Raw genomic sequence first — 20,330 nt, forward strand, 5'->3', positions numbered from 1 at the left:
GCCATTTGGCACACCAGACACACCGCCTCGACGGTCCATCCGCCTCCTTCCGGTGGCTGTGAATTGGTCGGGACCGCATCGCGTCCAGGTCCGCTCCTACAAGTCAGCAGGACCAGCCGATTTTGCCAAAGCCAAGCTGTCGTAGGAGCGGCCCCGGCCGCGATGCCGTCCCGACTTCCTCAACGCCGCAACGCGTGATCGGTCATTTGGCACACCAGACACACCGCCTCGACGGTCCATCCGCATCCTTCCGGTGGCTGTGAATTGGTCGGGACCGCGTCGCGGCCAGGTCCGCTCCTACAAGTCAGCAGGACCAGCCGATTTTGCCGAAGCCAAGCTGTCGTAGGAGCGGCCCCGGCCGCGATGCCGTCCCGACTTCCTCAACGCCGCAACGCTTGATCGGCCATTTGGCACACCAGACACACCGCCTCGACGGTCCATCCGCCTCCTTCCGGTGGCTGTGAATTGGTCGGGACCGCGTCGCGGCCAGGTCCGCTCCTACGACGGTTGCCGGTGAGTGCCTTGCGATCCGGACCGGCCACTGCGCTCCCGGATGCGATTGTGTAACTGCCCTGGCCCCGATACGCTGCGTGCCATGCTGTTTCGACGCGCCCGCTTATTGCACCCTCTGTTGCGCCTGATGGCGCTGGCAGTGCTGGTCATGGGCGTGCTGGTCGCGCCGGTGGCCTGTGCACTGGGCGATGTGCATGCGCTGGCGCACGACCAGGCGCATCTGGACGACAGCGCGCCGCACGGCCATGACGGCGCCGATGAAGACGATGCCGGCGAGCGCGATGGTGCCGGCCTGCTGCATGCCTTGATGCACAGCGGTTATTGCCATGGGCATAGCCCGGCGATGCTGCCTGCCATCTCCTGGGGTCCACTGCCGATGCGCGCACACGCGCAGCCGGCCGCGCTGACCTCCGACTACCGTTCGCATCTGATCGATACCTTGCTGCGGCCCCCGATCGCGGCTTGATGCCTTGCCGGCGGCTGCCGGCCTGTCCATCGATCCCGATTCGCGGAGATACCCTCATGTGGTTGCGACTGGCGGCACTTGCCGCCCTCGCGGTCGTGCCGTGCGCCATGGCGCAGGACGTACCGCCCCAAACTATGCTGACCCTGGACGACGCCATCGCGCGCGTCGCCGCCAAGCACCCCGATCTACGTCTGGCCGACGGCCAGCAGGCCGTGCTCACCGCCGAGGCGCAGCGCGATGCGTTGCGCCCGCCGCTGCGCATCGGCGCGGAGATCGAAAACGTGTTCGGCAGCGGGCCGACCCGCGCGCTGGACCAGGCAGAACTCACCGTCACCCTGGCCAGCGTGCTCGAGCGCGGCGGCAAGCTGGATGCGCGCCGCACCCTGGCGCAGGCGCGCATCGATGCGCTGGCCCCGCAACGTGCCATCGCGCGGTTGGACGTGCTGGCCGACGTGGCGCGGCGCTATCTGGCCATCACCGCCGCCCGCCAGCGCCACACCATCGCGCTGGAAACCCTGGCGCAGCGCCAACGCACCGTATCCGCCGCCCGCCAGCGGTTGCAGGCCGGCGCATCGCCCGAATCGGTCCTGCTCACCGCACAGGCCCTGCAGGCGCGTGCGGAACTGGACCGCGACCGCGCGCAGCTGGAACTGGCCGCGGCACGTCGGCAACTGGCGCTGCTATGGGGCGCGCGCAGCATCGAGGCCGACCAGATCAGCGGCGATGCCTTGCAACTGCCGGCTATTCCCGAGTTCGAGGTGCTGGCGCAGTTACTCGACAGCACGCCGGAGCTGTCACGCCTGAACAACGAGCAGCGCCTGCGTGATGCGCGGTTGCAGCTTGCCCGCAGCCAGGCCAGCCCGGACCTGGACTGGCAAGTGGGTGTGCGCCGGCTCGAAGGCAACAACGCCACCGCGCTGGTCGGCAGTGCGTCGCTCGCACTGGGCAGCGCCGGTCGCGCGCAGCCGGACATCCGCGCCGCGCAGGCCGAGCTGTCGCTGCTGGACATCGAACGCCAATCGCAGGCCTTGCAGCTTTACGCCACCTTGGCCGATGCGCATGGGCGTTACCGCGCCGGCCAGCTGGAAGTGGCGCGCATGCGCGAGGAGGTGCTGCCCGCGCTGGCACGCGCCGATACCGCTGCAGAGCGCGCTTACCGCGCCGGAGCCACCAGTTATCTGGATTGGGCGCAGCTGCAGGCGCAGCGCAGCGATGCACGGCAGCAGCAACTCGCTGCCGCAGTGGAAGCGCAGAGCGCATTGATCGAAATCCAACGGCTGACCGGGCAACCGTTTGTGGTCACGGCGGAGACGACTCCATGACGACGATCATCCAGGTGCACGCGCGGTTGCACACACCGTTGCACGCCATCTCGCCCACACCGCTAGCCGCAACCTGTACCGCAGACGCCTCAGACGCCTCAGACGCCGCAGATGCCGCAGATGCCACTCACGCGGGCACTGCTACGTACACGCCGCCGCAGCACACGCCGCGCCGCATCTCACTCGCTGCATCGCTCGGCGCAGTGCGCCGGCATTCCAAAGGATCTCGTTCGATGACGCCATACATTTTTGCACCGCTGCTGCTGGCGCTGCTGCTCGGCGGTTGCGGCCGCGCCGATGAAGACGCACACGGCCATGCAGGCAGCGAGGCTGGCCATGCCGAAGAGGGCGGCGGTGGCGAGCACGCCGACGAGGCCAAAGGCAAACACGGCGGCCGGCTGCTCAGCCAGGACGGCGACAGCGTGGAGCTTGCGATTGCCGAAGATGGCCGCCCGCCGACGTTCCAGGCCTGGCTGTATCGCGATGGCAAACCAGTGCCGGCCAGCGCCGGCAGCGTGGAGGTCAAGACCACGCGGTTGGGGGGCAAGGTCGACACCTATCCGCTGCGTGCGCAGGTCGACGGAAGTCTGCTGGCCGCCAGCGAAGTAGGCGAGCCGCATTCGTTCGATGTGGAAGTGCGCGCCAGCGTGCAGGGCAAGACGCATCGCTGGACCTATTCGAGCTACGAAGGCCGCACCACGATCGCCGCCAAGATTGCCCAGGACGCCGGTATCCGCATGGCGCCGGTGGGTGCCGGCAGCATCGCCGATCAGCACGAAGTGCAAGGCCTGCTGACGCCGGCAGAAGGTGCGCAGGCGCAGGCGACTGCGCGCTTTCCCGGGCCGGTACGCAGCCTGCGCGTCAACGTCGGCGATCAGGTGCGTGCGGGCCAGGTGCTGGCCACGGTGGAGAGCAATCTCAGCCTGACCACCTACTCGGTCACCGCACCGATCAGCGGCACCGTGCTGGCGCGTAACGCCAGCCTGGGCAGCAACGCGGGCGAGGGCCAATCGCTGTTCGAGATCGCGGATCTGTCGAGCCTGTGGGTGGATCTGCACATCTTCGGCGCCGACGCCGGGCATATCGCCGCCGGCGCGCCGGTGACGGTGACGCGCATCAGCGATGGCGTGGTGGCACAAACCGTCCTGGAGCGCGTGTTGCCGGGCACGGCCACGGCCAGCCAGAGCACGGTGGCGCGCGCGGTGTTGCGCAATACCGATGGCTCATGGCGACCAGGCTCGGCGGTGAAGGCGAGGGTGACGGTCGCGCAGCAGCCGGCCGCGATGGTGGTGCCGGTGGGAGCGTTGCAGCAGTTTCGCGACTGGAATGTGGTGTTCGTGCGCGTGGGCGATGTGTACGAGGCGCGGCCGGTGACGTTGGGCGCGCGCGACGCGCGGCAGGTGGAGCTGGTTTCGGGCGTGTCGCCGGGCGACACGGTGGTGGTGGAGCAGAGTTATCTGGTGAAGGCCGACATCGAGAAGTCGGGGGCATCGCATGATCATTGATCGCGTTGCGGTGGGCGGCATTGCGTCGTCGAGTGGGAGCGTGTGTCGGAGACGCGGATGCATGCCAGATTCAAGGCTTTCGCGCCCTTTCAGGTTAGAGCGAAGGCTTTCACGCCCTGTCGGGCGCGAGTTACTTTTCTTTGCTTGTGCAAGAAGCGCTTTACGGCAGCCGCAGGCTGACCAAAGTAACCAAAACAAAGCACACCCCGTCCTCGCGCCCTCCGCGCCTGCGGCGCTGCGGGTCCGCAAGTCCGGCAGAAATTTTTGTAAGGGACATCCATGTCCCTTACAAAAACGTCGCGCATCCATGCGCGCCGCCCTGCGGGTTGTATCTGCAGGCCTTGCCGCTGCGGTATGGGGCCCCAAACGCAAACAGCACCAGCACCAGCACCAGCAACAGCAACAGCAACAGCACCAGCACCAGCACCAGCACCAGCACCAGCAACAGCACCAGCACCAGCACCAGCACCAGCAACAGCACCAGCAACAGCAACAGCAACAGCAACAGCACCAGCAACAGCACCAGCAACAGCAACAGCAACAGCAACAGCAACAGCAACAGCCTTGGTGCTGGTGTGCGGACGGGTGTTTGTTTGGCGTGCTGCGGCGCACCGCGATAGGGAGGCCGCGCTGTCGGTCGGTGGCACCACGAGGGTGGCGCGCGGCGCAGTGCGGTGCCAGGAATGCACGGAGGGGCCTGTCATGCTGACCAACATCATTCGGTTTGCGATCGCGCAGCGGTGGTTGATGCTGGCGTTGACCGGGGTATTGATTGCGATCGGGGCGTGGAGTTTTTCGCGGTTGCCGATCGATGCCACGCCGGACATCACCAATGTGCAGGTGCAGGTCAATACTGCAGCGCCGGGGTATTCGCCGTTGGAGTCCGAGCAGCGGGTGACGTTTCCGTTGGAGACGGTGCTGGCAGGATTGCCGGGGCTGGAGTCGACGCGCTCGTTGTCGCGCTATGGCTTGTCGCAGGTGACCGCCGTGTTTGCCGATGGCACCGATCTGTACTTTGCGCGGCAGCAGGTGGCCGAGCGTTTGCAGCAGGTCAAATCGCAGTTGCCGGCCGAGCTTGAGCCGCAACTGGGGCCGATCGCCACCGGCCTGGGTGAGATCTTCATGTACACCGTGGAGGCCAAGCCCAATGCACGCAAACCCGATGGCACGGCGTGGACGGCGACCGATCTGCGCACCCTGCAGGATTGGGTGGTGCGGCCGCAGTTGCGCAATGTGCCCGGCGTCACCGAGGTCAACACCATCGGCGGCTACGCGCGGCAGATCCATATCACGCCCGATCCTGCGCGTCTGGTCGCGTTGGGCTTTACGCTGGATGACGTGGCGCAGGCGGTAGAGGCGAATAATCGCAATATCGGTGCCGGCTACATCGAACGCAACGGGCAACAGTTTCTGGTGCGCGTGCCGGGGCAGGTGGATGACATCGCGCAGATCGGCGCAATCGTGCTGGATCGCCGCGAAGGCGTGCCGATCCGGGTGCGCGATGTGGCGCAGGTCGGCGAAGGCCGCGAGTTACGCACCGGGGCCGCCACGCAGGACGGCACCGAAGTAGTACTCGGCACGGTGTTCATGCTGGTCGGTGCCAATAGCCGCACCGTGTCGCAAGCCGCTGCCGAGCGCCTGAAAGTGGCCAACGCCAGTTTGCCGGCCGGCGTGCAGGCGGTGCCGGTGTACGACCGCACCGCGTTGGTCGACCGCACCATCGTCACCGTCGCCAAGAACTTGATCGAAGGCGCCTTGCTGGTGGTCGTGGTGTTGTTCCTGCTGATGGGCAATGTGCGCGCGGCGTTGATCACCGCGGCGGTGATTCCGTTGGCGATGTTGTTCACGCTCACCGGCATGGTGCGCGGTGGCGTGTCCGGCAATCTGATGAGCCTGGGCGCGCTGGATTTCGGCTTGATCGTCGATGGTGCGGTGATCATCGTGGAGAACTGCCTGCGTCGCTTCGGCGAAGCGCAACTGCGACTTGGACGTGTGCTCGATCGCGACGAACGCTTCGCGCTCACCGCCGAGGCCACCGCCGAGGTGATCCGTCCCAGCCTGTTCGGCCTGGGCATCATCACCGCGGTGTATCTGCCGGTGTTCGCGCTCACCGGCATCGAAGGCAAGATGTTCCACCCGATGGCCATCACCGTGGTGCTGGCGCTGAGCGGAGCGATGCTGTTGTCGCTGACCTTCGTGCCGGCGGCGATCGCCTTGCTGCTCGGCGGCAAGGTGGCCGAGCATGAAAACCGCGCAATGCGCTGGGCGCGCGGTGTGTATGCGCCCTTGCTGGATCGCGCGCTGCGGCACGGGCGCTGGGTCGGCATTGCGGCGCTGGTCACGGTGGCGCTGTGTGCGGTGCTATCCACACGGCTGGGCAGCGAATTCATTCCCAATCTGGATGAAGGCGATGTCGCTCTGCATGCCTTGCGCATTCCCGGCACCAGTCTGGAACAAGCCATCACCATGCAATCCACCCTGGAAAAACGCATCAAGCAATTTCCGGAAGTGGCGCATGTGTTCGGCAAGCTCGGCACCGCCGAAGTGGCCACCGACCCGATGCCGCCATCGGTGGCCGACACGTTCTTGATCATGCATCCGCGTGCGCAATGGCCGGACCCGCGCAAGCCCAAGGCGCAGTTGGTGGCCGAGATCGAAGCGGCGGTGAAACAACTGCCGGGCAACAACTACGAGTTCACCCAGCCGATCCAGATGCGCATGAACGAGCTGATTTCCGGCGTGCGTGCGGATGTGGCGATCAAGGTCTACGGCGACGATCTGGCCACGCTGGTGAAAGTGGGGCAGCGCGTGCAGGAGATCGCCAGCAGCGTGCCCGGCGCAGCCGACGTCAGCCTGGAACAGGCCACCGGTCTGCCGATGCTGGCGGTGGTGCCCGATCGCGCTGCACTGGCCGGCTACGGGCTCAATCCCGGTGTGGTGCAGGACACCGTGGCCGCTGCGGTGGGCGGGCAGGAGGCCGGGCAATTGTTCGAAGGCGACCGCCGTTTCGACATCGTGGTACGGCTGCCGGAGAGCCTGCGTCAGGACCCGGCCGCCTTGGCGGATCTGCCGATCCCGCTGCGCGGCGATGGCGAGCGTGGCGATGCCGACGAATCCAGCCGCGCGGCCGGCTGGCGCAGCGGCGAGCCGACCACCGTGCCGCTACGTGAGGTCGCCAAGATCGAGACCGTGCTCGGCCCGAACCAGATCAATCGCGAAGACGGCAAGCGCCGCATTGTCATCACCGCCAACGTGCGCGACCGCGATCTGGGCGGTTTCGTGGCGGAGGTGCAGCAGCGTGTGCAGGCGGAGGTCGCCTTGCCCACCGGTTATTGGATCGGCTACGGCGGCACCTTCGAGCAACTGATCTCTGCAGGTCAGCGCCTGGCCTGGGTGGTGCCGGGCACCTTGTTGCTGATCTTCGCGCTGTTGTACTGGTCGTTCGGTTCGTTGCGCGATGCGGTGGTGGTGTTCAGCGGCGTGCCGTTGGCGCTGACCGGTGGCGTGGTGGCCTTGGCCATGCGTGGGTTGGCGTTGTCGATCTCGGCCGGTGTCGGCTTCATCGCGTTGTCGGGCGTGGCGGTGCTCAACGGCTTGGTGATGATCGCCTTCATCCGTGGCTTGCGCGCCGACGGCATGCCGTTGGAGCAGGCCCTGCGCGAAGGTGCATTGTCGCGCCTGCGGCCGGTGTTGATGACCGCGCTGGTTGCCGCGCTGGGCTTCGTGCCGATGGCCTTCAACGTCGGCGCCGGTGCAGAGGTGCAGCGTCCGCTGGCGACAGTGGTGATCGGCGGCATCGTCTCGTCCACCTTGCTCACTTTGCTGGTGTTGCCGGTCTTGTATCGGTGGCTGCATCGGGAGCGATCGGGGCGATCCAGAGCTGTTGTCGCGGCAACGCCACGCGGAGACGGCGCATGAGCAAGTCCTGTTGCGGCTGTGGCAAGACACTGGATGTGGCAGCGATGCAGGCCCGTCAGCGGCGCGTGCTTTGGTGGGTGTTGGCGATCAATGTCGGCGCCTTTGCGCTGATGCTGGCAGGTGCGCTGCACAGTGGCGCCGCCTCGCTGCTGTCCGGCAGCCTGGATAATCTGGGCGATGCGCTGACGTACGCACTGAGCCTGGCGGTGGTGGGTGCCAGCCTGGCGGCCAAGGCGCGGGTGGCCTTGCTCAAGGCCGGGTTGATCCTGCTGGCAGCGCTGGCGGTGGCGGCGGAGATCGGCTGGAAACTGGCTCACCCGCAGCTGCCGTTATTCCAGAGCATGGGCGTGGTGGCGGCGCTGAACTTTGCCGCCAATCTGGCATGCCTGCGCCTGCTGTGGCCGTACCGCAACGGCGACATCAATCTGGCGTCGGCCTGGGCCTGCTCGCGCAACGATGTCTACGAGGGCATTGCGGTGCTGGCGGCCAGTGCGGCGGTGTGGGCGTTCGGCAGCGGTTGGCCCGACCTGGTGATCGCGGTGGCGTTGCTGCTGCTGTTCCTGCGCTCGGCCTGGCAGGTGGCGCGTGCAGCCCTGGCGGAGTTGCGCCAGGTCACTGCGATGGCGCAGGCCGGGGGCGGCTGATCGTCGCCTGCGCACGCACGGGGTAACGGTGTTGCCCGCGTCAGCGGGCTCGCCGTAAGTGCTTGCGATACAAGGAATTGCCGTGCATAATGCGCGGCTCGCTGTGCCCGGATCGCTCCGGATGGCGGCACCCAGCGCGATGGGGTTGCCGGCTCGTTCCCAGCGTAAGTTCTTGATTCCCAACGTTGCGTGGCAGCTTGATGCTGTCGGGGCCGCCGCTCCCCAGGCTATGGGTGGCAATTCATTTATCGAGGTGCGTAATGTCCCGCGTATGCCAAGTGTCCGGCAAGCGTGTGCAGACGGGTAACAACGTCTCCCACGCAAACAACAGAACCCGTCGTCGCTTCCTGCCTAACCTGCACGAGCGCCGTTTCTGGGTCGCCAGCGAAAACCGCTGGGTGAAGCTCCGTGTCTCCGCGCATGCATTGCGCACCATCGACAAGAACGGGATTGATGCCGTTCTGAAAGAGCTGCGTGCGCGCGGCGAAAAGGTCTGAGGAGTAAGCAGTCATGGCAAAAGGCAAGCGTGACAAGATTCGTATGATTTCCTCGGCCGCTACCGGCCACTTCTACACCACGGATAAGAACAAGAAAAACACTCCGGGGAAGATGGAAATGATGAAATACGACCCCGTCGTGCGTAAGCACGTGATGTACAAGGAAGGCAAGATCAAGTAATCCACCGATTACATGATCTGCATCCAAGCAAACACCCGCCGAAAGGCGGGTGTTTGCGTTTGGGGAATCGATCGCGACATTCTCGACTGCCCCAACGCGTTTGATCGGCATACGTTGATGCACAGGGTTGTGTTGCGCCCTGCAACGTTGGATGCAGCTTGGTTTGCTGCACTCCCTTCCCTGTGCGGCAGAGGGTGAAGGGCGAAGCAGTTGGCGTTTCATTTCTGAAGGCGCGTGGTGACGCGTTTGATATCGCGGGCGGTGACCACTCTCTGAGGCGCACTCTCATCCGCTTCTTCGGGGCACCTTCTCCCGCTGGGAGAAGGAAGAGCTATAGGCCACGTGCGCGCAATTGCGCGTCCAGGCGTGGATACACGCGCCGTGCATTGCCTTCGAAGACCTTGCGCTTGTCTGCATCGGAGATTGCCAGTGCATCGATATAGCGTTTGGTGTCGTCGAAATAGTGACCTGTCTGCGGGTCGATGCCACGCACCGCGCCGACCATTTCCGAGCCGAACAGGATGTTGTCGATGTCGATCACCTCGAACAGCAGGTCGATCCCGGGTTGGTGATACACGCAGGTGTCGAAGAACACGTTGCGCATCACGTGCGTGGATAACGGCGGTTTGCCCAACATGTCGGCCAGGCCGCGGAAGCGACCCCAGTGATACGGAACGGCGCCACCGCCGTGCGGGATGATGAAGCGCAGCTCCGGAAAATCGGCGAACAGGTCGCCTTCCAAAAACTGCATGAAAGCAGTGGTGTCGGCGTTGAGGTAATGCGCGCCGGTGGCGTGGAAATTTGAGTTGCAACTGCCCGACACGTGCACCATCGCTGGCACATCCAGCTCGACCATTTTTTCGAAGAATGGATACCAGGCGCGATCGGTCAACGGCAGGCCGGTCCAGTGGCCACCGGATGGGTCTGGATTGAGATTGCAGCCGACAAATCCGAGCTCGGTGACACAACGTTCCAGCTCCTGGATCGAGTGCGCGATCGACACCCCCGGCGACTGTGGCAGCTGGCACACGCCGATAAAGGTGTGCGGATACAGCTGCACCACGCGGCCGATGAGGTCATTGCAATGCCGCGTCCAGACCTGGCTCACGGCTTCATCGCCGATGTGGTGCGCCATGGTGCTGGCACGTGGCGAAAAAATCGTCATGTCCGCACCGCGCTCGCGCAGCAGGCGCAATTGATGCTGCTCGATGCTGTCGCGCAGCTGGTCATCGGAAATGTGCGGATACACCGGTGCCGGCACGCTTGCGTCGGTGTAATGCGCAATCTGCGCCTTGCGAAACGCATCGTGTGCAGCGGGTGCGGTGGTGTAATGGCCGTGGCAGTCGATGATCATGGCGATGCTCGTTGAAGTGCGGGTCGGATCCGTCGGACGCGTTCGGGTGAAGGCGTGCAGCGTGTGACAGCAGCCACTGCTGCGTCTGCCCAGCCGCCAGTCGCACGCAGTCGCTGAGTGGGTGTGCCATCGTTATCGCCATCCACCACGGCATCTCCGGAATGCGTTTTTCGCGGTGCGCGGCGAACCGACGGCACTGCATCAGTACGTGCATGCCGCTGCAGGTGCATCGTTTCCTGCTTCAAGCTGCACCCCAGGCCGCCCGACGCGCCCACCACGTAGGAGCGCACCCGGGCGCGACCGGCATTCGATCCGCTGCAGGTGCTGCTCCCCGTCTGCCACGCACCTGCCTGGCATATTCCTGGCCGGCAAAGCGTTGCCGATACGCAACGGGACGTTGCGTCGATGTGCGATCCGCAGTGGCGCAAGCACACGCTCTCGCATGACAACGCAGACGACACCGTGCAGCCCATCGACGATCGGACCTGTGCAGGGCGCACGCCGCCATCCCCCTGCTCAAACCAGCCTGACGCTGGCAACACAGCCCGAGACTGGCAGTGCTCACCCAAACAACACCCCATCGAACAATTTGCGTGCCGTCCTGACCACCGCGGCGCGCACCACCGCGCCATGTGCATCGCGTTCGATGACGCAGCCGGTCATGCCGCTGGGGTGCTCCACGTCCACCTGCTGGATGCTGCCGCCGGGCAGCTGCGCCAGCGCGTGCGTGGGTGACTCCGGCAGCAGGCAGGCGGTGGCGACGGTGACAGCGCCGAGCACACCGATCGACGCATGGCAGCGGTGCGGGATAAACGAGCGCACGCTAATCGCACCACCGTTGCGCGGTGCGGCCACCAGCATCATCTTCGGCACTGTCGCTGCACTGACATCGCCCAACTGCATCAAGGGGCCGGCCTGCAGGCGAATGGATTCCAGCCGCGCTTTGAGTGCGTCATCCGCATCCAGCGTGGCACGGTCTTCATACCCGCTGATCCCGACGTCGTTGGCTCGCAGCACCACGCACGGCATGCCGTTGTCGATCAGCGTCACCGCCACGCCATCGAACAGGTCCACGGCGCGCCCGGTGGGCAACAGCGCGCCGCAGGAAGAACCTGCGATCTCGGCGAATGCCAATGCAATGGGTGCGGCAGTGCCCGGCACGCCGTCGATGCGCGCGTCGCCCGCATACGTGACCCGGCCGCCGGGCGTGTGCACGGTGGCCGTTGCCAGGGTGCCGGTGTTGCGCATGAAGATGCGCACGTCGGTCTGCCCATCGTGCGTGGGCAGTAGGCCGCGCTCCAGCGCGAAGGGCGCCACGCCGGCCAGCATGTTGCCGCAGTTCTGCGCATCGCTGACCTGCGCCTGTTCGACTGCCACCTGCAAAAACAAATAGTCCACATCGGCATCGGTGCGTGTGGAACGCGACACCACCGCGACCTTGGAGGTGAGCGGGTCAGCGCCGCCCATGCCGTCGATCTGGCGCAGGTCCGGCGAGCCGTAGGCGCGCAGCAGCAAGGCATCGCGTGCGGCAGTGTCGGCAGGCAAGTCGTCGGCCAGAAAAAAGCCGCCCTTGGAGGTGCCGCCGCGCATCCACATCGCGCGCACCTGCTCAGACATAGCGCAGACCCTTGGCGGCCAGGCGCTCGCGCATGGCGTAGATATCCAGGCCCAGTTCGCCGCGCGCCAGACGTTCGCGCTTGATCAGTTCGCGCGCTTCGCGGGCCTGCGCTTCGGCCAGCACGTCGGCCGCGGTGGCGCGCGGCACCACGCACACGCCATCGTCGTCGGCCACCACCACATCGCCGGGCTGGATCAGTTGCCCGGCGCAGACCAGCGGTACGTTGACCGAGCCCAGCGTCTCCTTGATGGTGCCCTGCGCGCAGATGGCGCGGCTCCAGGCGGGGAACTGCATGGCGGTGAGGTCGCGCACGTCGCGCACGCCGGCATCGATGATCAGCCCGCGGCAACCGCGCGCCTGCGCCGAGGTGGCCAGCAAATCGCCGAAGTAGCCGTCGCAGCAGTCGCTGGTGGGGGCCACCACCAGCACGTCGCCGGGCTGTAACTGTTCGATGGCCACATGCATCATCCAGTTGTCGCCGGGCGGTAACGACACCGTGACTGCGGTGCCGGCGATGCGGCAGCCGGCGTAGATCGGGCGCAGCCGGTGGTGCAGCAGACCGCTGCGGCCCTGCGCCTCGTGCGCGGTGGCCACGCCGGCCTGTGCCAGCCCGTCAACGAGGGCGATCGGGGTGCGCACAATCTGGGTGACGACCTGGCTCATCCATCCATCCTCGTTAGTACTGCGCCGAGTCTGAGCGGCGAGAGTCAATCAGCTCAAGATTCATTTGAGGTATGCGTATTGATTTTGCTTATAGTTAGAGCATGCTGCCGATGCCCGAGCCGAACCTGCGTCATCTGTATGCCCTGGTCGTGGTGCACCGGCTGGGCAGCATCAGCGCGGCCGCGCCGCAGGTGAATCTGTCGCAGCCGGCCTTGACCCAGGCGGTCGCGCGCCTGGAACAACAACTGGGCGTGCGGCTGTTCGAGCGTCAGCCCGGCGGCATGGCCGCCACCGAGGCTACCCAGCTGGTGGTGCCGCGGATCGAGCGCGCCTTGGCGCATCTGGGCCGGGGCATCCTGGTTGCGCGGCGTGCGCTGCGGCTGCCGGCGCGCCCCGGTCTGGAGCGACGGGTATCGTTGGGCCAGCTGCAGGCGCTGGTGGCGGTGGATGTGGCGGGCAGCTATTCGCTGGCGGGGGTGCAGCTGGGCGTGTCGCAGCCGGCGGTCTACCGCGCGGTGCAGGCGCTGGCCGATGTGATCGAGGTGCCGCTGACCATGCGCCGCGGCAAGGCGATGCAGCCCACGCCGGTGGCGGAGCGGTTGCTGCGGCAGGTGCGGCTGGCGCTGGCGGAGGTACGCGCCGCGCTCGACGAAGTGGCCGCCCTGCGCTCGCAGCATGCCGGGCGGGTGGTGGTGGGGGTGATGCCGTTGGCGCGGGCGATCCTGTTGCCGCAGGCGTTGGCGCGGTTTGCGCGTGCGCACCCGGCCGCCAGCATCAGCGTGGTGGAAGGGCCGTATGCGGAGTTGCTGGCGCATCTGCGCGAGGGCGGGCTGGATTTGCTGATCGGTGCGTTACGCGACCCGCTGCCGGTGCGCGACGTGCTGCAGGAGCCGCTGTTCGACGACGAGCCGGTGATCGTGGCGCGCAGCGGGCACCCGTTGGCCGGAACGGCGTATGCGTTCGCGCAGCTGCTCGACTACCCATGGGTGATGGCCGCGGCGGGCACGCCGGTGCGCGAGCGCTGGGAACGTATGTTCCGCGATCGGCAGCTGGAGCCGCCGCCGCTGCGTATCGAATGCGGCGCCGAGCTGACCGTGCGCGGCCTGTTGCTGGAAGACGATTGGCTGACCCTGATGTCGCGCGACCAGTTCCTGTTCGAGCGCCGCGCCGGCCTGCTGCGCGAGATCGGCAGCGCCGGGCCGCGTTTGCGTCGGCAGATCGGCATGACCACGCGCAGCGACTGGCATCCCACGCGCGCGCAGACCGCCTTCGTGCAGACGCTGCGGCAGGTGTGCGCCGAGCGCGTGCATCCGGCAGCGGCAGATGCCGGCCCGTTTCGCCATTGCATCCAACCGGTGGGGACCGCGTCGTTGCGTTTACACGCGGCCGGGTCAGAATCGGCTTCCTCATGAGAACGGAGCGCTGATGCTGCCCGACTGGTTGCAAGGGACCTGGCTGTTGGCGCTGGACTGGGTGATTCGCCTGGCCGCGCTGCTATGGATTCCCACCCGCACCACGCCTGGTGCGGCGCGCAGCTGGTTGCTGCTGATCGGCTTTGTGCCGGTGGTCGGCCTGCCGCTGTATCTGTTGCTTGGCCACCCGTGGTTGTCGCGGCTGCGCGTGGAGCGGCAGGCCACCGCCTCGCAGGTGATTCGCGAACAGCAGCTGCCGTTGCATGCGCTGCGCTGGACGCCGCCGCCCGATACCAGCAGCGCCGAGGTGGTGCCGCTGATCGAACGGCAGGGCGACTTCATGCCCACCTTGGGCAATGCGGTGGAATTGCTCGATGACTACGCGTACTCGCTGCAGGCGTTGATCGTCGCGATCGATGCGGCCGAAAAGCGCGTGCATCTGCTGTATTACCTGATGTTCGACGATGCAGTGGGCGATGCGGTGGTGGCAGCGCTGCAGCGGGCAAGCGCGCGCGGCGTGCGCTGCCGCGTGCTGCTCGATGCGGTGGGCGCCAAGCGCGGCCTGCGCCGCTATCGCAAGCGGCTGCAGGCCGACGGCATCGAGGTGCTGGCGGTGCTGCCCGGAGGGTTGCGCTGGCGCCGCAGCGGGCGCATGGATCTGCGCAATCACCGCAAGATTGCGGTGATCGACAACCAGGTGGGCTTTGTCGGCTCGCAGAATCTGGCCGACGCCGGCTTCATCGACGGCGTGCCCAATCGCGAGCTGGTGGCGCGCGTGCGCGGGCCGGTGGTCAATCATCTGGAAGCGGTGTTCGCCAGCGACTGGTTCACCGAAACCGGGCAACGCCTGGATGTCTGGCCGGATGCGCCGGTCTGCGAGGCCAATATCGCCACCCAGTTACTGCCCAGCGGGCCGGCGTATCCCTTCGAGAACGCGCGCGATGCGATCAATGCGGTGATCCATCTGGCGCGACGAAAAGTGGTACTGGTGACGCCGTACTTCGTGCCGGACGAGGCCTTGCTGAGCGCCTTGCGCATCGCCGCGGTCTCGGGCGTGGATGTGCAGCTGATCCTGTCCGAGCGCAACAATCAGCGTCTGGCGGCGTGGGCACAGGAAGCGTATTTCGACGAACTGCTGCGCTGTGGGGTGAAGATTGCGCTGTACCGCCCGCACTTCCTGCATGCCAAGCACCTGAGCATGGATGAAAACATCGCGCTGGTGGGCTCGATCAATCTGGATATCCGCTCGTTCGCGCTCAACGCCGAGATCGGCATGGTGTGCTACGACACCGGCGTGGTGCAGCGGTTGCGCGCGATCGAACAGGACTATCTGGCCAACGCACGTCAGCTGGATCTGCAGCAGTGGCGGCGGCGCCCGGCCTGGCGACGCAGTCGCGAGGGCATCGCGCGGCTGGCGGATGCGTTGATGTAGTGGCCTGCGCTCAGTCCAGGCGCATCACCTGGAACACGTTTCCCTCCGGGTCGCGGCCGTCGTACATCTGGTAAGCGAAGCCCGCATAGCGTTTGAGTTCATCCACACGCACGCCTGCGCTGCGCAGTTGCTCGCGATGGGCGGCCAGATCGGAGGTGATGGCGAACACCAACTTGGTGGTCGAGCCGACCGTCGGTGCCGCGTCGGATGCGGGCGATGACGGCTGCTGTCGGTACCTGTCACCCATCAGGTGCAGCGCCAGTTCGATCTGGCCCGCCGCCAGGACGACCCACTGATCGGCGATCTCCTCGATGACCGGAAGCGCGAAGTGGGTCTGGTAGAACGCCTTGGCCGCAGCGACGTCGCGGACATAGATGATGAACCTGACCAGTGCGATGGACATCCTGTGGGCCTCCCGTGGCATTTACCGAGCGTGCGCGGCTGATCGTACGTGCTTCTGATGCCGGGACGCATGCCAACCGCTCCCACCCTTGCGGCGGCGGCGACGCGCCTTCGCAGAGGGTGATGCGGTGACCGAGGGGTCTGGTGCAGCCATCGCCTACAATGCCGCAATGAACACATCGCGTGATCCCGGCGTTGCAGCGATCGCCATCGTCGGAGGCGGCGCTTCAGGCGTGCTGGTGGCATTGCAGCTGCTGCATCAGGCGACCACGCCGCTGCAGATCGTGTTGATCGAGCCGCACCCGGTGCTGGGCGAGGGCGTGGCCTATTCCACGGCGCGGCCCGAGCATCTACTGAATGTGCCTGCCGCGCGCATGAGCGCACTGGCCGATACGCCGCAGGATTTTGTCGACTATCTGCGCGCGCACGCATGCTGCCCGGAGCTGGACGACGCGCAGCTGCCGCAACAGTATGTTGGGCGCAGGCATTACGCCCCGTACCTGCGCGAGCGCCTGCAGGCCGCGTGTGCAACCAGTCCTGCGACCTTGCGCGTGCACACCGCACGCGTGCAGACCCTGCAGCCCAACGCAGACGGCGCGCTGTTGCAGCTGGATGACGGACACACCGTGCAGGCCGCCGCCGTGGTGTTGGCGGTTGGTAATGCGCTGCGCCCGTTGCCGTTGCGTGGTGCCACCGGTTTGTCGGCGGCGCAGCGGGTGGAGGCCTGGGACACCGAAGCAGTGGCCGGGTTGCCGCAAGACGCCGCCGTGTGCATCGTCGGCTCGGGGCTGAGCATGGCCGACACCGTGGTGACGCTGGCTGCGCAGGCCCATCGCGGCGCGGTGCATGTGGTGTCGCGGCATGGTCTGCTGCCCTTGCCGCATGCGCATGGCGCTGCCGCAGACTTCGATCCACAACCATTGCTTGCCTTGTCGTTGCGCGCACGGATGCGTGCGTTACGCCAGCACACCCGCGCGGCGCTGGCACAGGGGCTGCCGTGGCAGAGCGTGATGGAACGCATCCGGCCATTGAGTCAGGCCTTGTGGCAAACCTTGTCGGTGGCCGATCAACGCCGTTTCCTGCGGCATGTGGTGCGCTACTGGGATGTGCATCGGCATCGCATTGCCGCGCCGGTGCATGCGCAGTTGCGGGCGATGCAGGCACGTGGGCAACTGCAGTTGCATCGTGCGCGGCTGGATGTGGCCTTCGAGGTAGGTGCATGCGTGCGTGTGAGTGCCGGCGCCGCCAGTGCCGGGCATGCGTTGCAGCTGGATGTGCAGACGCTGGTCAATGCCACGGGCGTTGAAATGCGCGTACAGGCGATGCGTAACCCGTTGTTGCAGCAGTTGCTGGGGCAGGGCATTGCGACGGCCGGCCCGCATGGGATCGGCGTGGACACCGCTGCCGACGGCAGCCTGCTCGATGCCGACGGGCGCGCCAACCCGCGGCTGCGGGTGATTGGCAGCCTGCGGATCGGTTCGTTGTGGGAGAGCCTGGCAGTGCCGGAGTTGCGCGAACAGGCAGCGGCGATTGCGCGGGGTGTGTTGGTGCAGCTGGAGCGCCGATAGGCATGTCGGGAACAGAGAAGGAGCTTGGCTGTCTTCTCCGGCCGCGACATTGGCCTCTTCGAGGGGCGAAGGCGACGCATAGCGCCGGATGTGGGGGCGAGCGAAGCCTCGGGTGACTCGCTTGGCTGCGTCTCGTGCCCTCCCCCAACCCCGGCTCCGCGCCCCGGCCTGCGCTTGCGGCGCGGGCGCTCCAAGGCAGGCGCGCGCGGCGCGCAAGCCGTGCCTTCTCGCCCCGCAGCCGGGAGAGGGGCCCTGCCATGGCGAGCACTGCCTGATCTCTAGCAGGCGGGAAAACAATCAACCTGCTGCCTTCATCCTGCCGGTGTCAGAGCAATCAACGTCCTGCCTTCTCAGGCAGGCGTCAGAGCAATCGACGTCCTAAGATTCTCAGGCAGGCGGCAGAGAAGCCGACATCCTGCCTTCTCAGGCAGGCCGCAGAGGAATCGACGTCCTAAGCTCCTCTGGCAGGCGGCAGAGAAGCCAACATCCTGCCTTCTCCCGCCTGCGGGGGAAGGTGCCCGAAGGGCGGATGGGGGCAGCAATCCCAAACCGCTTCATCGCAATCTCAGCCGCAGCGACGCCACAACCGGTAAAATGCGCCGGTGGATGTCTCTCATTTGCTCGATCATTTAAACCCCGCCCAGCGCGAGGCCGTTTCCGCGCCGCCGGGGCATTACCTCGTGCTGGCCGGCGCCGGCTCCGGCAAGACGCGCGTGCTGATCCATCGCATCGCCTGGCTCAACGAAGTCCAGGGCGTGCCCAACCACGGCATCTTTGCGGTGACCTTCACCAACAAGGCCGCCGGCGAGATGCGTCACCGCACCGACCTGCAGCTGCGTAACGGCAGCCGCGGGATGTGGATCGGCACCTTCCATGGGCTGGCGCATCGGCTGTTGCGCCTGCATTGGCAGGACGCGCGGCTGCCCGAAGGCTTCCAGGTCATGGACAGCGACGACCAGCTGCGGCTGGTCAAGCGCGTGGTGCAGTCGCTGGAGCTGGACGAGAGCAAGTATCCGCCCAAGCAGATGAGCTGGTGGATTAACGAGCAGAAGGACGAAGGCCGCCGTCCGCAGCATATCCAGCCCGAGCCCAACGACGATTGGACCGAGGTGCGCCGGCAGGTGTATGCGGCCTATCAGGAACGTTGCGACCGCTCCGGGCTGCTGGATTTCGCCGAGTTGCTGCTGCGCGCGCACGAACTGCTGCGCGACACACCGGCATTGCTGGCGCATTACCGCGCACGCTTTCGCGAAATTCTGGTGGACGAGTTCCAGGACACCAACGCCATCCAGTACGCCTTCGTGCGCGTGCTGGCCGGCGAGACCGGGCATGTGTTCGTGGTCGGCGACGATGACCAGGCCATCTATGGCTGGCGCGGTGCCAAGGTCGAGAACGTGCAGCGGTTCCTCAAGGATTTCCCCGGCGCGCAGACGGTGCGGCTGGAGCAGAACTACCGTTCCAGCGCCAATATCCTGGGCGCGGCCAATGCGGTGATCGCCCATAACCCGGACCGCATCGGCAAGCAGCTGTGGACCGATTCCGGCGATGGCGACCCGATCGATCTGTACGCGGCCTATAACGAAGTGGACGAGGCGCGCTATGCGGTGGAGCGCGCGCGCCAGTGGGTACGCGATGGCGGCAGCTACGGCGAAGTGGCGGTGCTGTATCGCAGTAACGCGCAATCGCGCGCGCTGGAAGAAGCGCTGATTTCCGAGCAATTGCCGTACCGCGTGTATGGCGGCATGCGCTTTTTCGAGCGCGCCGAAATCAAGGATGCGCTGGCTTACCTGCGCCTGCTCACCAACCGCAGCGACGATGCCGCCTTCGAACGCGCGGTCAATACGCCCACGCGCGGCATCGGCGACCGCACGCTGGACGAAGTGCGCCGGCTGGCACGTGCCAATGCGTTGTCGTTGTGGGAAGCGGCAATGCTGGCCACGCAAGAAAACAGCCTGGCCGCGCGTGCGCGCAATGCCTTGGCGACCTTCCTGAGCCTGGTCGGCCAGTTGCACGCCGAAACCGGCGAGATGGAACTGGCCGAACGCATCGACCACGTGCTGATGCGCTCGGGCCTGCGCGAGCATTGGGCCAAGGAAAGCCGCAGCGGGCTGGATTCGGAATCGCGCACCGAGAACCTGGACGAACTGGTGTCGGTGGCCTCGCGTTTCACCCGGCCGGACGACGAAGACAGCCAGGGCATGACCGAGCTGGTTGCGTTTCTGGCGTACGCCTCGCTGGAAGCCGGCGAAGGCCAGGCGCAGGCCGGCGAAGAAGGCGTGCAGTTGATGACGCTGCATTCGGCCAAGGGTCTGGAGTTTCCGATCGTGTTTCTGGTCGGCCTGGAAGATGGCTTGTTCCCGAGTGCGCGGTCGCTGGAAGAAAGCGGCCGGTTGGAGGAAGAACGGCGTCTGGCGTATGTGGGCATCACTCGCGCACGGCAGAAGCTGGTGCTGTGCTACGCCGAGTCGCGCCGCATCCATGGTCAGGACAACTACAACGTCCCGTCGCGATTTTTGCGCGAGATTCCACGCGAGTTGTTGAACGAAGTGCGCCCCAAGGTGCAGGTTTCGCGCACCGCCTCGTTGGGCGCAGCGCGTGGCGGCCCGGTGCACGGAATCGTGGAGACCGCGCCGATCAAACTCGGCGCCAACGTCGAGCACCCCACCTTCGGCGGCGGCGTGGTTGTCGATTACGAAGGCAACGGTGCGCATGCGCGCGTGCAGGTGCAGTTCGACGAGGTCGGCGCCAAATGGTTGGTGATGGCGTACGCGAATCTGACGGTGATGTAGCTAGGCGATGGCGCGCTTTCTCCTCTTCCTGCAGGCAGGTGTGGCG

The 20,330-nt window shown here is 66.2% G+C and carries 16 protein-coding genes; 11 read left to right on the forward strand and 5 right to left on the reverse strand.

Annotated features, from left to right (window positions below):
* The first annotated feature begins 595 nt into the window (after nt 1–595).
* From VC212_RS13775 to VC212_RS13785, 3 genes are all read left to right on the forward strand, one after another.
* Nucleotides 596–979 carry a hypothetical protein gene (locus VC212_RS13775; protein ID WP_161961720.1) on the forward strand — a complete coding sequence of 128 codons (384 nt, stop codon included), beginning with the start codon at nt 596–598 and terminating at the stop codon, nt 977–979.
* A gap of 56 nt (nt 980–1,035) precedes the next feature.
* Nucleotides 1,036–2,301 (forward strand): TolC family protein, encoded by a 1,266-nt coding sequence (locus tag VC212_RS13780; protein ID WP_323526098.1) that lies wholly within the window; start codon nt 1,036–1,038, stop codon nt 2,299–2,301.
* Between the two features lie 233 nt (nt 2,302–2,534).
* Nucleotides 2,535–3,806 (forward strand): efflux RND transporter periplasmic adaptor subunit, encoded by a 1,272-nt coding sequence (locus VC212_RS13785; protein WP_323526100.1) that lies wholly within the window; start codon nt 2,535–2,537, stop codon nt 3,804–3,806.
* A 286-nt stretch (nt 3,807–4,092) separates the two neighbouring features.
* Here the strand turns inward: VC212_RS13785 and VC212_RS13790 are convergent, their stop codons facing one another.
* Nucleotides 4,093–4,365 (reverse strand): hypothetical protein, encoded by a 273-nt coding sequence (locus VC212_RS13790; protein ID WP_323526258.1) that lies wholly within the window; start codon nt 4,363–4,365, stop codon nt 4,093–4,095.
* Nucleotides 4,366–4,508: 143 nt separating this feature from the next.
* On the opposite strand from VC212_RS13790, the gene VC212_RS13795 reads away from it, so the two are divergent.
* The 4 genes from VC212_RS13795 (at nt 4,509) to rpmG (ending at nt 9,046) form a co-directional block, all read left to right on the forward strand.
* Nucleotides 4,509–7,724, forward strand: coding sequence for a CusA/CzcA family heavy metal efflux RND transporter (locus VC212_RS13795; protein WP_323526102.1), 3,216 nt, complete (start codon nt 4,509–4,511; stop codon nt 7,722–7,724).
* Nucleotides 7,721–8,368: a cation transporter gene (locus VC212_RS13800; protein ID WP_323526103.1), complete on the forward strand. Its 648-nt coding sequence runs from the start codon at nt 7,721–7,723 to the stop codon at nt 8,366–8,368. The genes VC212_RS13795 and VC212_RS13800 overlap by 4 nt, the downstream gene beginning before the upstream one ends.
* 260 nt (nt 8,369–8,628) lie before the next feature.
* Nucleotides 8,629–8,865, forward strand: coding sequence for a 50S ribosomal protein L28 (rpmB, locus tag VC212_RS13805; RefSeq protein WP_002809459.1), 237 nt, complete (start codon nt 8,629–8,631; stop codon nt 8,863–8,865).
* 13 nt (nt 8,866–8,878) lie between these two features.
* A complete protein-coding gene (gene rpmG / locus VC212_RS13810) occupies nt 8,879–9,046 on the forward strand; it encodes a 50S ribosomal protein L33 (RefSeq protein WP_002809462.1) in 168 nt (55 codons plus the stop codon).
* 331 nt (nt 9,047–9,377) lie between these two features.
* Here rpmG and VC212_RS13815 read toward each other — a convergent pair whose 3' ends face one another.
* The 3 genes from VC212_RS13815 to VC212_RS13825 form a co-directional block, all read right to left on the reverse strand.
* Nucleotides 9,378–10,400, reverse strand: a complete 1,023-nt coding sequence (locus VC212_RS13815) for an amidohydrolase family protein (protein WP_323526104.1) — start codon at nt 10,398–10,400, stop codon at nt 9,378–9,380.
* Between the two features lie 561 nt (nt 10,401–10,961).
* Nucleotides 10,962–12,017 carry a 4-oxalomesaconate tautomerase gene (locus tag VC212_RS13820; protein ID WP_323526105.1) on the reverse strand — a complete coding sequence of 352 codons (1,056 nt, stop codon included), beginning with the start codon at nt 12,015–12,017 and terminating at the stop codon, nt 10,962–10,964.
* Nucleotides 12,010–12,681, reverse strand: coding sequence for a 4-carboxy-4-hydroxy-2-oxoadipate aldolase/oxaloacetate decarboxylase (locus tag VC212_RS13825; protein ID WP_115554930.1), 672 nt, complete (start codon nt 12,679–12,681; stop codon nt 12,010–12,012). Before VC212_RS13825 ends, VC212_RS13820 begins: the two co-directional genes overlap by 8 nt.
* 101 nt (nt 12,682–12,782) lie before the next feature.
* Between VC212_RS13825 and VC212_RS13830 the strand changes: the two genes are divergently transcribed.
* Nucleotides 12,783–14,093, forward strand: coding sequence for a LysR family transcriptional regulator (locus VC212_RS13830; RefSeq protein ID WP_323526107.1), 1,311 nt, complete (start codon nt 12,783–12,785; stop codon nt 14,091–14,093).
* A 13-nt stretch (nt 14,094–14,106) separates the two neighbouring features.
* Nucleotides 14,107–15,525: a cardiolipin synthase gene (cls, locus tag VC212_RS13835; RefSeq protein ID WP_323518709.1), complete on the forward strand. Its 1,419-nt coding sequence runs from the start codon at nt 14,107–14,109 to the stop codon at nt 15,523–15,525.
* 10 nt (nt 15,526–15,535) lie between these two features.
* Here the strand turns inward: cls and VC212_RS13840 are convergent, their stop codons facing one another.
* The gene (locus tag VC212_RS13840) at nt 15,536–15,928 is read right to left on the reverse strand and encodes a VOC family protein (protein ID WP_323526108.1); all 393 of its coding nucleotides are present in this window, start codon (nt 15,926–15,928) and stop codon (nt 15,536–15,538) included.
* 169 nt (nt 15,929–16,097) lie between these two features.
* Between VC212_RS13840 and VC212_RS13845 the strand changes: the two genes are divergently transcribed.
* Nucleotides 16,098–17,495, forward strand: a complete 1,398-nt coding sequence (locus VC212_RS13845) for an FAD-dependent oxidoreductase (RefSeq protein ID WP_115555165.1) — start codon at nt 16,098–16,100, stop codon at nt 17,493–17,495.
* A 602-nt stretch (nt 17,496–18,097) separates the two neighbouring features.
* Nucleotides 18,098–20,284 carry a DNA helicase II gene (uvrD, locus tag VC212_RS13850; RefSeq protein WP_323526111.1) on the forward strand — a complete coding sequence of 729 codons (2,187 nt, stop codon included), beginning with the start codon at nt 18,098–18,100 and terminating at the stop codon, nt 20,282–20,284.
* The last annotated feature ends 46 nt before the right edge of the window (nt 20,285–20,330 follow it).

Source organism: Xanthomonas sp. WHRI 8932A (assembly GCF_035012785.1).
GTDB lineage: Bacteria > Pseudomonadota > Gammaproteobacteria > Xanthomonadales > Xanthomonadaceae > Xanthomonas.